The sequence below is a fragment of the Geodermatophilus poikilotrophus genome, from assembly GCF_900111455.1.
In the GTDB taxonomy this organism is placed as follows: domain Bacteria; phylum Actinomycetota; class Actinomycetes; order Mycobacteriales; family Geodermatophilaceae; genus Geodermatophilus; species Geodermatophilus poikilotrophus.
In genome coordinates this window covers 449046-463287 of the sequence record NZ_FOIE01000002.1, presented here as the reverse complement: position 1 = coordinate 463287, position 14242 = coordinate 449046, and the positions used below count along the sequence as shown (strand labels likewise).

At 75.6% G+C, this 14242-nt stretch carries 16 protein-coding genes; 11 read left to right on the top strand and 5 right to left on the bottom strand.

Annotated elements, in window-relative coordinates:
* Positions 1-18: 18 nt before the first annotated feature.
* Both BMW27_RS06650 and BMW27_RS06645 read right to left on the bottom strand, forming a co-directional pair.
* Positions 19-933: an alpha/beta fold hydrolase gene (locus tag BMW27_RS06650; protein ID WP_091440909.1), complete on the bottom strand. Its 915-nt coding sequence runs from the start codon at positions 931-933 to the stop codon at positions 19-21.
* Positions 934-962: 29 nt separating this feature from the next.
* Positions 963-2912, bottom strand: a complete 1950-nt coding sequence (locus tag BMW27_RS06645) for an FUSC family protein (RefSeq protein WP_245743340.1) — start codon at positions 2910-2912, stop codon at positions 963-965.
* A gap of 69 nt (positions 2913-2981) precedes the next feature.
* Between BMW27_RS06645 and BMW27_RS06640 the strand changes: the two genes are divergently transcribed.
* From BMW27_RS06640 to nadA, 7 genes are all read left to right on the top strand, one after another.
* Positions 2982-3482, top strand: a complete 501-nt coding sequence (locus tag BMW27_RS06640; protein WP_091440903.1) for a GNAT family N-acetyltransferase — start codon at positions 2982-2984, stop codon at positions 3480-3482.
* A 187-nt stretch (positions 3483-3669) separates the two neighbouring features.
* On the top strand, positions 3670-4491 hold the full coding sequence (locus BMW27_RS06635) for a Nif3-like dinuclear metal center hexameric protein (protein WP_091440901.1): 822 nt from the start codon (positions 3670-3672) through the stop codon (positions 4489-4491).
* Positions 4492-4537: 46 nt separating this feature from the next.
* Entirely contained in the window at positions 4538-4801 is a 264-nt protein-coding gene (locus BMW27_RS06630; protein WP_091440898.1) for a DUF3311 domain-containing protein, read from the top strand.
* A gap of 3 nt (positions 4802-4804) precedes the next feature.
* Positions 4805-6448, top strand: coding sequence for a monocarboxylate uptake permease MctP (gene mctP, locus BMW27_RS06625; protein ID WP_245743339.1), 1644 nt, complete (start codon positions 4805-4807; stop codon positions 6446-6448).
* Positions 6449-6617: 169 nt separating this feature from the next.
* The gene (locus tag BMW27_RS06620; RefSeq protein WP_091440895.1) at positions 6618-7358 is read left to right on the top strand and encodes a zinc ribbon domain-containing protein; all 741 of its coding nucleotides are present in this window, start codon (positions 6618-6620) and stop codon (positions 7356-7358) included.
* Positions 7355-8446, top strand: coding sequence for a bifunctional RNase H/acid phosphatase (locus BMW27_RS06615; RefSeq protein ID WP_091440892.1), 1092 nt, complete (start codon positions 7355-7357; stop codon positions 8444-8446). The genes BMW27_RS06620 and BMW27_RS06615 overlap by 4 nt, the downstream gene beginning before the upstream one ends.
* 112 nt (positions 8447-8558) lie before the next feature.
* Entirely contained in the window at positions 8559-9590 is a 1032-nt protein-coding gene (gene nadA / locus BMW27_RS06610) for a quinolinate synthase NadA (RefSeq protein WP_091440890.1), read from the top strand.
* Between the two features lie 97 nt (positions 9591-9687).
* Here the strand turns inward: nadA and BMW27_RS06605 are convergent, their stop codons facing one another.
* Together BMW27_RS06605 and BMW27_RS06600 are read right to left on the bottom strand one after the other, a co-directional pair.
* Positions 9688-9906: a hypothetical protein gene (locus tag BMW27_RS06605; RefSeq protein ID WP_091440887.1), complete on the bottom strand. Its 219-nt coding sequence runs from the start codon at positions 9904-9906 to the stop codon at positions 9688-9690.
* 118 nt (positions 9907-10024) lie between these two features.
* Positions 10025-10780: a sulfite exporter TauE/SafE family protein gene (locus tag BMW27_RS06600; RefSeq protein ID WP_091440884.1), complete on the bottom strand. Its 756-nt coding sequence runs from the start codon at positions 10778-10780 to the stop codon at positions 10025-10027.
* A 24-nt stretch (positions 10781-10804) separates the two neighbouring features.
* Here BMW27_RS06600 and BMW27_RS06595 point away from each other — a divergent pair, with 24 nt between their 5' ends.
* Genes BMW27_RS06595 through BMW27_RS06585 form a run of 3 tightly spaced genes read left to right on the top strand, consistent with a single transcriptional unit; the run spans position 10805 to position 12923 of the window.
* Positions 10805-11164: a DoxX family protein gene (locus BMW27_RS06595; RefSeq protein ID WP_175486390.1), complete on the top strand. Its 360-nt coding sequence runs from the start codon at positions 10805-10807 to the stop codon at positions 11162-11164.
* Positions 11161-11865, top strand: coding sequence for an alpha/beta fold hydrolase (locus tag BMW27_RS06590; RefSeq protein WP_091440881.1), 705 nt, complete (start codon positions 11161-11163; stop codon positions 11863-11865). The genes BMW27_RS06595 and BMW27_RS06590 overlap by 4 nt, the downstream gene beginning before the upstream one ends.
* A 47-nt stretch (positions 11866-11912) precedes the next feature.
* Positions 11913-12923: a class I SAM-dependent methyltransferase gene (locus BMW27_RS06585; protein ID WP_091440879.1), complete on the top strand. Its 1011-nt coding sequence runs from the start codon at positions 11913-11915 to the stop codon at positions 12921-12923.
* A 25-nt stretch (positions 12924-12948) separates the two neighbouring features.
* On the opposite strand, the gene BMW27_RS06580 is transcribed toward BMW27_RS06585, so the two are convergent.
* Complete coding sequence (locus BMW27_RS06580; protein WP_091441513.1) at positions 12949-13422, bottom strand: nucleoside deaminase; 474 nt, start codon at positions 13420-13422, stop codon at positions 12949-12951.
* A gap of 56 nt (positions 13423-13478) precedes the next feature.
* On the opposite strand from BMW27_RS06580, the gene BMW27_RS06575 reads away from it, so the two are divergent.
* Positions 13479-14201, top strand: a complete 723-nt coding sequence (locus tag BMW27_RS06575) for a PIG-L deacetylase family protein (protein ID WP_091440876.1) — start codon at positions 13479-13481, stop codon at positions 14199-14201.
* Positions 14202-14242 lie beyond the last annotated feature (41 nt).

The following is a 14242-nucleotide window of genomic DNA, read 5'->3' as shown; positions in this document are numbered from 1 at the left end:
GGTTCCGTCCACCGGAGGTCACGCCGCGCGACCGACGGCCTCCGCCCGGTCGAGCAGCCGCAGGAACGCCGCGTCGACGATCGCGGGGCGGGTCAGGTTGACGCTGTGGCCGGCGCCGTCGACGACGACGAGCTCGGCCGCCGGGCCGATGTCCGCCGCCAGCCGGCGTCCGTGGGGCAGCGGGGTGAGCCGGTCGTGGGTGGCGGCGACGACGGTGACCGGCACGCGGGCCAGCACCGGCAGGGCGGCGTGCTCGTCGTGGTCGATCAGGGTCGCGTAGAAGGCCATCGTGACCGGCAGCGGCGTCTCCTCCAGCAGGTCCTGCACCACCCGGACCTGCTCCGGGTCGGCGTCGTCCCTGCCGAACAGGTAGCGGCGGGTGTACCAGCGACCGATCCGCGTGCCGCGGCGGCGGAAGCGCTCCAGCAGCGGCGCCCACAGCTGCAGCAGCCAGAGGTACACCGGCAGCAGGCCGAGCGCGCGCAGCAGGCGCACGGCGAGCCCGACGACCCCGGTGGTGACCAGCCCGCCGGCGGAGGTGGCCAGCAGGAAGGCGCCGACGACGCGGGTGCCGAACAGCTCGGGGCGCCGGCGGGCCAGTGCCATGACGCTCATCCCGCCCATCGAGTGGCCGGCCAGCACCACCGGGCCCCGGGGGACGACGGCGTCGAGCACCTGGCCGAGGTCTCGGCCGGTGCGGTCGATGCTCGCCCGGGTCAGCGGCGTCCAGCCGGAGCGGCCGTGCCCGCGCTGGTCCCACAGCACCAGCCGGGCGCGGCTGCGCAGCGCCTCCCGCTGCAGGTCCCACTCACCCAGGCGGGCGGTGAAGCCGTGGCTGAGGACGACGGTCAGCGAGGCGTCCTCGACCCCGTCCACCTCGACGTGCAGGTCGACGCCGTCGTCGGTGCGGACGGTCAGCTCGTGTGCGCTCACGCCGCCATCCTCACCCGGTCGCGGGCGGTCTACTCGTCGGCGACGGCGGTACCGGGACGGCGACCGGGAGCGGCGTCGCGGACCAGCCGGCGGGCGGCGTCCACCTCGCGGGCGACCGGCGCGAGGACGCCCTCGGCGTGGAGCTCGGCGTCGTCGGGCGGCCGGTGCGCGCGGATGTCGTCCTCGAGCTCGCGGATGGCCCGGCGCAGGACGGCCACCTGGGCGAGGTCGGGCGCGGGCTCGCCGTGGCGGGTGGCGATCACGGCCTCGGTGACGGCGTCCGACGTCCGCTCCAGCTGCACGATGACCGGCCAGAAGGCAGCGGCGCGGGTGCTGACCGGCGGCGGCTCGGCCAGCCGGCGCTGCAGCTGCGTGTGCAGCTCGGTGAGGGCCCGGTAGCTGCGCCGCCGCGCGCGGCGCCGCTCGGTGGGGCTGCCGGTGAAGGCCGCCTCGACGAACTCGTCGAGGGCGTGGGCGGCGTCGCGCAGCGCCTCGTCGAGCGGCGCCCGCCAGGTCTGCGGCCACAGCAGGTAGCCGAACACCAGCACGATCGCGCAGCCGATCAGGGTGTCGAGCAGCCGCGCGCCGACCAGGCCCGGGCCGCCGGGGAGGGCGAGGTCGAGCAGCAGGATGATCACCGGCGTCTGGAAGACCGAGAACAGGCCGAAGTTGGCCGCCCGGCCCCACGGCAGCAGCGCCGCGGCTGCGGCCATGGCCACGAGCACCCAGGCGTTCCGCGGCAGCGCCAGGAGCAGCAGCGAGCCGAGGAGGACGCCGACCAGCGTGCCGGCACCGCGCTGGATCGCTCGGGTGAACACCGACCCGAAGTCGGGCTTGAGCACGATCGCGACGGTGAGCAGCACCCAGTAGGGCCGCTCGATGGGCAGGTACTGGCGGGCGACCTCGGCGATCGTCATGCACAGCGCCAGGCGGACGGCGAAGGCGCGGGTGTCGGGGCTGACGACCGTGCGGTCGGCCAGCTCGCGCAGCCGGAGGCGCCAGTCCGGTCGCAGCGGGGGCACCGCGGCGCCGGCCCGCTCCTCGGGGTCGCCGACGACGTTCCAGGCCAGCCGCAGCCCGTGGCGGACCGCCCGCCGGTGGGGCTCGCCCTCCTCGAGGTGCTCCGGGCGCCCCGCGGGCAGGTCCTGCGTGCCGGCGACCGCGGCGGCCAAGGCGTGGACGGCGCCGACGTCCCGCGGGTCGGCGGGCAGCCCGGCGCGGGCGGTGGCGACCGTCCCCTCGACCAGCGGCGCGGCCGCGTTCAGCACGCCGGCCAGCTCGGAGAGCTCGCGGGTGCGCCCGGCGGTGCGGCTGCGGGAGCGGATGACCCGGTCGTAGGCGTCGTTGAGGGCGGTGGTCAGCTCCCGCCGCGCCTCCTCGGCCTGCGGGGTCCCGGCCGCGGCGAGCAGCTCGGCGATGCGGGTGAAGACGGTGGAGACCGCCGTCCGGTCGGGGTCGTCCCGCTCGGTGGCGTACTGGACCAGCGTGGTGAGCGTGGCCCACGCCGCGCCGACGACGAAGCAGCCGACCTCGGCCGCGGGGGAGAGCGGGGTGACCAGCCCCGAGGCCAGGGCGGTGTAGACCAGCAGCTGGAGGGCGCCGAGGGAGAGCGCGGAGTTCACCGCGCTGACGAACGCCGCGATCACGGCCACGAGCGCGACGACCAGCACCGGCAGCCAGCCGCCGCCGGCCGCGAACTGGCCGACGACCAGCCCGATGCCGCCGAAGACGGTCGCCGCGGCCGTGCGGCGCAGCCGGTCGCGCAGCGGTCCGCCCTGCGGAGCGAGGCTGCCGGCGAGCGCGCCGGTCGTGGCGAAGACGCCGGCCCCGAGCACCGGGCCGGGCTCGATGCCCCCCTCGACGGCGACCGCGAGGGCCAGCGGCGCGGGCACGGTGACGGCGAAGCGGACGACGTCCCGCCACGGCACCGGGGGAGGCGTCGTGCGCACCAGCTCCTCGAGCCAGGCCGGTGCACGCAACGCCCGCTCCGCCACGGTCGCCGAGCTTTCCACCCCCGCCGCGGGGAGCCGGGCTGGGATGCTCCGCGCGTGGCAGGTGTCGTCGTCCGGGCCGCCTCCGCCGCGGACCTGCGGGAGCTCCCCGCGGTCGAGGAGGCCGCCGACGAGCTGTTCCGTGCGCGCGGCGTGTTGGACCTGCCGGCCGCGCCTCCGGCCGCGCTGCGCGCGCGGGCGTGGCGGGTGCTGGTCGTCGGGCGGCCGGTGGTCGGGTTCGCCGTCCTGGACCGGGTGGACGGCGACGTGCACCTGGAGCAGCTCTCGGTGCACCCGGCGTCGATGCGGCAGGGCATCGGCGCGGCACTGCTCGCGGCCGCGGTGTCCGCGGCCCGGGTGGTCGGCGCGCGGCGGGTCACGCTGCTCACCTACGCCGACGTGCCGTGGAACGCACCCTGGTACGCCCGGCACGGCTGGCAGGTGGTCGACGACCTCGGGCCCGAGTTGCGGGCGCTCGCCGCGCACGAGGAGGAGCAGGGCCTGACCCGGCACGGTCGCCGCGTCGCCATGGCACAACCGGTGCACGCCGCTCGCTGATCCGGCCGGTCACGCGACCGTCGAACGCACTCCCTTCGTCGGTCACTGGCTCGTCGTCGGACTCGTCGTCGGGCTCGGCGCGTGCCCTGGCGTGTCGGCAGCAACCCCATGATCAAGAGCGGGCGGCCGAGAGGCTGCCCCATCTGGTGCCGCCGCCGCGGACGCCGCTGTCCTAGGGTCGGCACGCGTGAGCGTGACGCTGGGGGAGGTCGTCGCCGCGCTCGAGGCGCGCTACGACCCGGCGCTGGCCGAGGACTGGGACGCCGTGGGGCTGGTCTGCGGCGATCCCGACGAGCCGGTGGACCGGGTGCTGTTCGCCGTCGACCCGGTGACCGCCGTCGTCGACGAGGTGGTGGAGACCGGCGCGCAGCTGCTCGTCACCCACCACCCGCTGTTCCTCACCGCCGTCCACGGCGTCCCGGCCGACGACCCCAAGGGCCGCCTGGTGCACCGGCTCGTCCGCGCCCGCGCCGGCCTGTTCGTCGCGCACACCAACGCCGACCGCGCGTCCGGCTCCGGCGTGAACGACGCCCTCGCCGCCGCCCTCGGCCTCACCGGCACCGTCCCGCTCCAGCCGGCCGCGACCGACCCGCGCGCCGGGCTCGGCCGCGTCGGCCGGCTCCCCGAGGCGGTGACGCTCCAGCGGTTCGCCGAGCTCGTCGCCGCGGCCCTGCCGGAGACCGTGGGTGGCGTCCGCGCGGCCGGGGACCCGGGACGGCGCATCGAGACGGTCGCCGTCTGCGGCGGCAGCGGCGGCTCCCTGCTCACGTCCGCGGCCGCGGCGGGCGCCGACGTCCTCCTCACCAGCGACCTGCGGCACCACCCGGTGTCCGAGGCGCAGGAGGTGCGGGGTCCGGCGCTGTGTGACGTGGCACACTTCGCCTCCGAGTGGCCCTGGCTGCCCGTCGCGGCCGACGTCCTCGCCCGCGACCTGTCCGGCCGGGTGGAGGTCGCCGTGTCCCGGCGGCGCACCGATCCGTGGACCTCGCACGCCGGGGCCGACCGCTGACCCGGTCGCAGCCACGGCCGGACGACGTCGTCGAGGAGGCCGGCCGATGAGCACGGGGACCCCACCGCCGACGGGCCGGTCCGCGCCCGCCCGCAGCGACCGCAGCCCCTGGAACTGGCTGCTGCTGGTCGCCGTCGTGGTCCCGCTGCTGGTCCCGCTCTACAACCGCGTGGAGCCGACGCTCTTCGGCTGGCCGTTCTTCTACTGGGCGCAGCTGGCGTTCGTACCCCTCGGCGTCCTCGCCACGTTCCTCGCCCACCGCGCGACCCGGCGCCGCCCGACCGCCGGCCGCACGGACCGGGAGCGCTGACCCGTGGACGGGATCGACGTGGTCGAGCTGAGCATCGTCGTCGCCCTCTTCCTGCTCGTGACGGTGATGGGCTTCGTCGCCGCCCGCTGGCGGCGGGCCGAGGACCTCATGCACCTCGACGAGTGGGGCCTGGGCGGGCGCAACTTCGGCACCTGGGTCACCTGGTTCCTGCTGGGCGGTGACCTCTACACGGCGTACACGTTCGTCGCCGTCCCGGCGCTGGTGTTCGGGGCGGGCGCGGCGGGGTTCTTCGCCGTCCCGTACACGGTCGTGGTGTACCCGCTGGTGTTCCTGGTGGTCATCCGGCTGTGGTCGGTCAGCCACGTGCGCGGGTTCGTGACGCCGGCCGACTTCGTCCGCGCCCGGTTCGACTCACCGACGATGGCGCTGCTGGTCGCGATCACCGGGATCGTCGCCACGATGCCCTACATCGCGCTGCAGCTGGTCGGCATCGAGGCCGTGCTCAAGGCGATGGGCGTGGAGGGCGAGATGCCGCTCGTCGTCGCCTTCGTCATCCTGGCGCTCTACACCTACAACTCCGGGCTGCGGGCGCCGGCGCTGATCGCCTTCGTCAAGGACACCCTGATCTACCTGACGATCATCGTCGCGGTCATCGTCATCCCGGCGAAGCTCGGTGGCTGGGACGCGATCTTCGGCGCCGCCGAGGCGAAGTTCGCGACCACCGGCACCGGCGGCATCGTGCTGGGCGAGGCCTCGCAGCTGAACTACGCGACGCTGGCGCTGGGCTCGGCGCTGGCCCTGTTCCTCTACCCGCACACGATCACCGGCGCGCTGGCGGCCAGCGACCGTGCCGTCCTCAAGCGGAACATGAGCCTGCTGCCGCTCTACAGCTTTGCCCTGGCCTTCATCGCCCTGCTCGGCTTCATGGCCATCGCGGCCGGGGTCACGCCGATCGGCGGCGACGGCAACACCGTCGTCCCGGTGCTCTTCCAAGAGATGTTCCCGAGCTGGTTCGCCGGCATCGCCTTCGCCGCCATCGGCATCGGTGCGCTGGTGCCCGCCGCGATCATGTCGATCGCCGCGGCCAACCTGTTCACCCGCAACGTCTACAAGGAGTTCCTCAAGCGCGACGCGACCCCGCGGCAGGAAGCGCAGGTCGCCAAGGTCGTCTCCCTGGTGGTCAAGTTCGGCGCGGTCGCGGCGATCATCTTCATCGACCCGCAGTTCTCCATCGACCTGCAGCTGATCGGCGGCGTGATCATCCTGCAGACGCTGCCGTCGGTGGCGATCGGCCTCTACACCCGCTGGCTGCACCGCGGCGGCCTCATCGCCGGCTGGGCAGCCGGCATGGCCGCCGGTCTGCTGGCTCTCTACGTCACCCAGCGGGTCGGCCCGGACGGCACCGTCGTGCGCGAGCACTTCGGCGGGTCGGCGTTCGCGCTGTCCGACCTCGGCCTCGACACGACCGTCACGGTGTACGCCGGCTTCGTCGCGCTGCTGGTCAACCTGGTGGTCACCGTGCTGGTCACCGCCGCGCTGCGGGCAGCAGGGGTGGACCCCGGCGTCGACGGGACGGCGGGGAGCGACTACACCGCCGAGCGGGACGACCGCACCTTCCGGGAGCTGCCCGACCCGCTGGAGTCGGCACCACCGGGAGCGGCGGGGGAGCGCCCGGCCCGCAGGTAGGAGGACCCCGCCCTCCCCTTGGAGGGCCCTCTTGCCCCCGCGACCCGCAGGCTCGCGGCGGGACCCTGCACGGGGGCCGTCCAGGCTCAGGGCGGGACCCGGGACGAGGTCAGCGGTGGTACCCCCGCACGGGGGCCGGGGCGGGGCGGTGCCCCGGTAGGTTGGACGGGTGAAGGCCGACCACTTCGACCAGCAGAAGCTGCTGGCCCTGGCCGCCGAGGACGTCGCCCTGGGCCAGCTGGCCCACCGCCGGCGCACCCTCCCCGAGAACGCCGCGGTGGAGACCGCGACCGCGTCGGAGCGGGAGCTGGCCGCCGCCGTGGTGCGCGCCGAGACCGAGGTCCGCGACCTGCAGCGGGAGGTCAAGCGGCTCGAGGGCGACGTCGAGACGGTGCGCGCGCGGGTCACCCGCGACCAGGGGCTGCTCGACTCCGGCAGCGTCTCGGCCAAGCAGATGACCGACCTGCAGCACGAGATGCAGTCGCTGGCGCGGCGGAAGTCGGACCTGGAGGACCAGGAGCTCGAGCTCATGGAGCAGCTCGAGACCGCCGAGGCCACGCTCGCCGAGGCGCAGCAGGGCCACGGGACGGCCACGGCCGAGCTGGCGCGCGCCGAGCAGCAGCGCGACGACGCGCTGGCCGACATCGCCGACGGGACGGCGCGGCACGAGGCCGCCCGCACCGAGGCCGCTGCCGGCATCCCGGCCGACCTGCTGGCGCTGTACGAGCGGATCCGCACCCAGACCGGCGGCACCGGCGCGGCGGTGCTCAAGGCGCGGCAGTGCCAGGGCTGCCGCATCGAGCTCTTCGGCAAGGAGCTCGCCGCCGTCCGCAACGCCGACCCCCACGAGGTCGTGCGGTGCGACAACTGCGGCCGGATCCTGGTGCGCACGGCGGAGAGCGGGCTGTGAAGCGGTTCGTCGTCGAGGCCGACGGCGGCTCGCGGGGCAACCCCGGGCCGGCGGGCTACGGCGCCCTCGTGCGGGACGCGACGACCGGGAAGGTGCTGGCGGAGCGGGCCGAGTCCGTCGGGCGGGCCACCAACAACGTGGCCGAGTACGGCGGCCTCGTCGCCGGGCTGCAGGCGGCGCTGGACCTCGACCCGACCGCCGACGTCGAGGTGCGGATGGACTCCAAGCTCGTCGTCGAGCAGATGTCGGGTCGCTGGAAGGTCAAGCACCCGGACATGCAGAAGCTGGCGCTGCAGGCCCGGCAGATCGCCCGCCAGCTGGGCAGCGTCCGCTACACCTGGGTGCCGCGGGCGCAGAACGGCGCCGCCGACGCGCTGGCCAACAGCGCCATGGACGGCCGGCCGGTCCGCCGCGACCTCGCCGCCGAGCCCACCACCGCCGGGGACGACGTCCAGCCGGTGGCCCCCCGCGCCCCCGCCGTCACCACCGTGACGCACCTGCTGCGGCACGGCCGCACCGAGCACACCCCGGAACGTCGCTACAGCGGCCGCAACGACCTGCCGCTGTCGGCCACCGGTCGTGCCGAGGCCGAGGCGGCGGCGAAACGGGCCGCCGAGCTGGACGTCGACGTCATCGTGGCCTCGCCGCTGCGCCGCACCCGGGAGACCGCCGAGGTGGTCGGCGCGGTCCTCGGGCTGCCGGTGCAATACGACGACGACCTGGTCGAGCTGGACTTCGGCGACCTCGAGGGCCTCACCGCCGAGGAGGCGGCGCGGCGGCACCCGCTGGCCGCGCGCCGGTTCGCCGAGGACATCACCGTGGCCGCGCCGGGCGGGGAGTCGGTCGCCGACGTCAGCGACCGCGTCGCCCGCGCCCGGGCCCGCATCCTGCGCGGGCACGTCGGGAAGACGGTGCTGGTCGTCTCGCACGTCACGCCGATCAAGCTGCTGCTCGCCGCCGGCCTCGACGTCCCCGACGACGTCGTCCACCGGGTGTTCCTCGAGGCGGCGTCGTTCTGCACCGTCGCGTGGCGCTCCGACGGGCGCGCCGCCGTCCGCCTGGTCAACGACACCGGCCACCTGCGGTAGCCCGGCCGGGAAGGGGTGCGGCCCGGCCCGCGTTGACCGGGGTGCCCCGCGCCACACCAGCCGTGCCGTGCAGGGGACCATGTGGCCGCCGCCCACCCAGCCGAGGAGCTCCGTGACCGCCACCACCGCGCCCGCCACCTCCGCCGTCCCCGGCGACGAGCGCACCCTCTCGCCGGCCGAGTACGAGACGTGGGCCGCGGAGGTCCGCCGGCTGGCCGAGGAGCGCGGCGCGGTGATCCTGGCGCACAACTACCAGGTGCCCGAGATCCAGGACGTCGCCCACGTCACCGGCGACTCGCTGTACCTGTCGCGGGTGGCGGCGCAGACCGACGCGCGCGAGATCGTCTTCTGCGGCGTCCACTTCATGGCCGAGACGGCGAAGATCCTCTCGCCGGACAAGACCGTGCTGCTGCCCGACCACGACGCCGGCTGCTCGCTGGCCGACTCGATCACCGCCGAGCAGCTGCGCGAGTGGAAGGCCGAGCACCCGGGCGCCGTCGTCGTCAGCTACGTCAACACGACCGCGGCGGTGAAGGCCGAGACGGACATCTGCTGCACGTCGTCCAACGCGGCCGACGTCATCCGCTCCATCCCGGCCGACCGCGAGATCCTGTTCTGCCCCGACCAGTTCCTCGGCGCGCACGTCAAGCGGGTGACCGGGCGGGAGGACGTCCACGTGTGGGCGGGGGAGTGCCACGTGCACGCCGGCATCAGCCCGTCCGACGTCCGCGCGCAGGTGGCCGCCCACCCGGACGCCGAGATCCTGGTGCACCCGGAGTGCGGGTGCACCACCTCGGTGCTGGACCTGGTCAGCCATGGCGACCTGCCGGCCGAGCGCACCCGGGTGCTCTCCACCGGCGGCATGGTCGAGCAGGCCGCGACCACCCGGGCGCCCCAGGTGCTGGTGGCCACCGAGGTCGGCATCCTGCACCAGCTGCGGGCGCTCAACGCCGGGACGCAGTTCATCCCGATGAACGACCGCGCCGCCTGCCGCTACATGAAGATGATCACGCCGGCGAAGCTGCTGCAGACCCTGCGCACCGGCGAGGGAGCGGTGGACGTCGACGCCGAGACCGCCGCCCGGGCCCGCCGGGCCGTGGAGGCGATGATCTCCATCGGCGAGCCCGGCCGCGGCGGCGAGTGAGAGGACCACCCTTCCCCCCACGCTTCGCAGGCTCAGCGCGGGGCCCTGAAGGGTGGCCGTTCCAGCACGTCACCAGGCCGGGGCCGGCGGTCCTTCTTCAGCGCAGGACGTCGTCGGAGATGTCGGTGACGATGGCCCGGAAGGTCCGGGTGTCGACCTCGTCGTCGACCGTGACGCGGACGATGTCGGAGACCTGTTGCGGGGTCGCCGGGCGCACGGCCGCCACGCGGGCGGCGGCGATGAGGTGCAGCTGCTGGACGCGGGCCTCGGGGCACTGGGCGGCGTTCCGGACCGGGGGGAGTCGGTTCTCGCGCATGCCCCGACGCTAAGCAGGCCCCCGCGCTCGGCGGGGAAGCGCCGGGCGTGTCCGGGAGCGGGTGGACCCCTCCGTCACACGTGTAACGCGGCCCACAGCGCGGCGGACCCGCCGGCGGTCAGATCCGGGTGAAGAGGTAGATCGCCACGACGACGCCGAACACCACGATGAAGACCCGCAGCGGCGTGGTCGGGATGCGGGTGGCGATCCGGGCGCCGAGGAAGCCGCCGAGCAGGCTGGCGGGGGCGGCGACGGCGACGACCTGCCAGTCGACCGGGCCGAACAGGCCGAAGACGACGAGCGTGACGGTGGCGGTCACCGCCGAGAGCGCCGACTTCAGCGCGTTGGCCAGCTTGAGCCGGTGCAGGCCCACCCCGAGGACGCCGACCAGGATGACGCCGAGCGCGCCGCCGAAGTAGCCGCCGTAGACGGTCGCCAGGAACAGCGCCACGTAGAGCCAGACCGGGTCGCGCCGCGGTCCGCCGTCCTCGGCCTGCTTCAGCCGCCGGGTGAGCAGCGGCTGCACGGCCAGCAGCAGGCTGGCCAGCAGGACCAGCACGGGGACGACGACGTCGAAGGCCGCGGTGGGCGTGGTGAGCAGCAGGACGCTGCCGGCGACGCCACCGAGCAGCGCGACGAGGCTGAAACGGACCAGCCGGCCGCGCTGGCCGGCGTACTCGGCGCGGAAGCCGAGGACGCCGCCGAGGTAGCCCGGCCACTGGGCGATCGAGTTGGTCACGTTGGCGGCGACCGTGCCCAGCCCCAGCGCCACCAGGGTGGGGAAGAGGATCAGCGATCCGCCACCGGCGACGGAGTTGACGACGCCGGCGACGAGGGCGACGCCTGCCGCGATGGCCAGGTCGAGGGCGGACACGACCGGCGAGCCTACGGTGACCGCGTGGAGCTCACGCGGACGGCGACGGTCCTGGCGGCGGCGCTCGGCGGGTCCGGGGTGCTGCACCTGGTCCGGCCGCGGACCTTCGAGTGGCTGGTGCCGCCGGAGCTGGGCGATGCCCGCGCCTGGGTGCACGCCAGCGGGGTCGCCGAGATCGCGACCGCCGGGCTGATGGCGGTGCCGGCGACGCGGCGGGCCGGGGGCTGGGCCGCGGCGGCGCTGCTGGCCGCGTTCGTGCCCGCGCACCTGCACACCTTCCGGGTCGTGCCGCGACGGGCGCTGCCGATGACGGTCGCCGCCGTGCGGTTGCCGCTGCAGGTGCCGCTCATCCGCATCGCGCTGCGCGTGGCGCGGGCCCGATGACCACCGTCGTCCTCGTGGCGGGGGCCTGGCACGGCGCCTGGTGCTGGCGGCGGGTGCTGCCGCCGCTGGAGCGGGCCGGGCACGTCGTCGTCCCCGTGCCGCTGACTGGGGTGGGGGAGCGGGCGCACCAGCTCTCGCCGCAGGTCACCCTCGGCACGCACGTCGAGGACGTCGTCACCGCGGTGCGGGCCGAGGAGTGCCGCGGCGCCGTGCTCGTCGGGCACAGCTACGGCGGCCTCGTGGTCACCGGTGCAGCCGACCGGCTGGGCGAGGAGGTCGGCCGGCTGGTGTACGTCGACGCCGTCGTCCCGGAGCCGGGGCAGAGCTGGGCCGACGGCAACCCGCCGGAGGTCCGGGCCGCCCGGCGGGCGGCCATCGCCGAGCGCGGGCACCTCCCGCCGCCGCCGGTGTCGGCCTACGGGCTCACCGGGGGCGACGCGGCGTGGGTCGAGCAGCAGCAGACCCCGCAGCCGGGCGGGGTGTACGACGAGCCGCTGCACTTCGATGCCGACCGGTGGGCCGCCCGGCCGCGGACGTTCGTCGACTGCACCGCCCCCGCACTGCCCACCATCGACCCCTCGCGGCGGTTGGTCCGGTCGCAGCAGGGGTGGGAGGTGGTCGAGCTGGCCACCGGCCACGACCCGATGGTCAGCGCTCCGAACGAGCTGGCCGCCGTCCTGCTGGCGGTCGCCGGGCGCTAGGGTGCCTCGCTCGGTGCCACGCCAGGCCTCGAGTCGGAAGGGGGAGCATGAGCCGCCTCGTCGCCGTCGCGAAGCTCCTGCGCGGGGGCGGGCTGCCGTGGCTGCGCGCCTCGCGTGACGGTCTGGCCGCCGTCCGGGTCGCGGTGGGCGCAGCGGGCCTGTCGACCGGCGTGCTCGAGTGCCTGCAGGACGGGCCGGCCGACACCGCGTCGGTGCGCGCGCGGCTCGGTCTCGACGACGGGGACCTGCTCGAGCCGTGGCTTCGGGTGCTGCAGGGCCACGGACTCGTGCGCGCGTCGGCGGGCCGGTGGTCCCTGTCCCGGCGCGGACGGCGGCTGCTGGACGACGAGGTGGTGCGCGCGGCGTACGAGGGGTTCGCCGGGTACCACACCGGGCTCTACCGGGAGCTCCCCGCCCAGTTGCACGGCGGGCCGGCCCGCCGCGACATCGCGGAGCAGGGGGAGACGATCGCCCAGCTCACCCGCGCGATGGAGCCGGTCCTGCACGCGGCGCTGGTGGCCGCGGCGCGCACGGTGCGGCCCACGCGGATCCTGGACGTCGGGTGCGGGGCGGGGCAGAACCTGGCCGCGCTGCTGGCCGCGGCTCCGGCGGCCGAGGGCACGGGGATCGAGGTCGACGAGGCCGTCGCCGACATCGCCGAGCGGCTGCTCGCGCAGCGCGGGCTGGCCGGGCGGGCTCGCGTGCTGCGCGGCGACGTCCTGGCCCTGGCGGCCGGCGGCGGGGCCGGCGGCCCCTACGACCTCGCGCTCCTCGCGAACGTCGTCTACTACCTGCCGCTCGCCGAACGGGTCCCGCTGTTCCGGGCCCTGGCGGGGCTGCTGTCCGAAGGCGGCGCGCTCCTCGTCACGACGACCGCCGCAACGCCGGACCCGTTCAGCCGGCACTTCGACCTGCTGCTCCGCGCCCAGGGGGAGGGCATGGAGCTGCCCGAGGTCGAGCCGCTGCGCCGGCAGCTCGCCGACGCGGGGCTGCAGCCGGAACCGGCCCGGCAGCTGGTACCGGGGCAGCCGCTGGTCGCCGTGCTGGCCCGGCGCTGACGGGCTGAGCCCTGGACGGCCGCCGCTACCCGTGCAGGCGGCGGTGCAGCTCGTGGACCTCCTCGTCGAGACCGGGCACGGGGCCCTCGACCGGTACGCCCGGGGCGATCTCGTTGACGGGGAGGGTCCGCACCGGGGGCGGCGGGACGCCGAGCTCGGCCAGCCAGGACGCGAGCTGGGCCGACGAGGTGGCGTAGACGATCCGGCCCAGCCCCACCCAGCCGTGCGCGGCGGCGCACATGGGGCAGTGCTCGCCGGAGGTGTAGACGGTCGCGGCGGCCCGCTCCTCGGGGGTCAGGTGCTCGGCGGCCCAGCGGGCGATGGCGAACTCGGGGTGCTGGGTGGCGTCGCCGCCGGCCACGTGGTTGGAGTCCTCGAAGCGGACCCGGCCCTCGGCGTCGACCAGCACCGACCCGAAGGGCTCGTCGCCGGCCTCGAGCGCGGCACGGGCGAGCGCCACGCAGCGGCGCAGGTGGGCGAGGTCCGCGTCGTCGACCATGCAGCCCATCCTGACGACCTCGCCGTCCGCCGTCCTGCCGGAGCAGACTGCCCGGCATGCCCTCGCTCCCCATGCCCGACGACTGGCAGCGCGCCCTGGTCGTGGCCGCGCACCCCGACGACATCGAGTACGGCGCCGCGGCGGCCGTCGCGGTCTGGACGGCGGCCGGCAAGGAGGTGCACTACCTGCTGGCCACCCGCGGCGAGGCCGGGATCGCGGGCATGTCGCCGGCCGAGGCCGGCCCGCTGCGCGAGGACGAGGAGCGCCGCTCGGCGGCCGTCGTCGGGGTGACGGAGGTGGAGTTCCTCGACCACCGGGACGGCGTGCTGGAAGCCGGGGTGGCGCTTCGCCGCGACCTGGCCGCCGCGATCCGCCGGCACCGGCCGGAGCTGGTGCTGACCATGTACGGCGGCCCCACCTGGACCCCGCCCGGCGTCACCCCGGGCTACCTGAACTCCGCCGACCACCGGGCGCTCACCCAGGGCGTGCTCGACGCGGTGGCCGACGCCGCCAACGAGTGGATCTTCCCGGAGCTGACCGAGGAGCGGTGGTCCGGCGTCCAGTACGTCGCGGTGCACACCATCGACCCCGACCCGCCGCACGTGATGGACGTCAGCGCGGGGGTGGAGAAGGCGGTCGCCTCGTTGACCGAGCACCGCCGCTACCTCGAGGCGCTCTCCGACGAGCCGGTCGAGGAACAGGCGCGTCGACAGATCGACATGGCGACGCTGACCGAGGCCGACGAGCGCCGCGTGGGCTTCCGCCTCTACTGGGGCTGAGGCCGGTCCCCGGACCGCCAGCACGGCGACGTCGGAGGCGG

Bases quoted from the DNA above. Each gene is read 5' to 3' on its own strand.
- BMW27_RS06630 (WP_091440898.1), top strand. From the start codon at position 4,538: ATGAGCACGGGGACCCCACCGCCGACGGGCCGGTCCGCGCCCGCCCGC.
- BMW27_RS06605 (WP_091440887.1), bottom strand. From the start codon at position 9,906: ATGCGCGAGAACCGACTCCCCCCGGTCCGGAACGCCGCCCAGTGCCCC.
- BMW27_RS06590 (WP_091440881.1), top strand. From the start codon at position 11,161: ATGACCACCGTCGTCCTCGTGGCGGGGGCCTGGCACGGCGCCTGGTGC.
- BMW27_RS06585 (WP_091440879.1), top strand. From the start codon at position 11,913: ATGAGCCGCCTCGTCGCCGTCGCGAAGCTCCTGCGCGGGGGCGGGCTG.
- BMW27_RS06580 (WP_091441513.1), bottom strand. From the start codon at position 13,422: ATGGTCGACGACGCGGACCTCGCCCACCTGCGCCGCTGCGTGGCGCTC.
- BMW27_RS06575 (WP_091440876.1), top strand. From the start codon at position 13,479: ATGCCCTCGCTCCCCATGCCCGACGACTGGCAGCGCGCCCTGGTCGTG.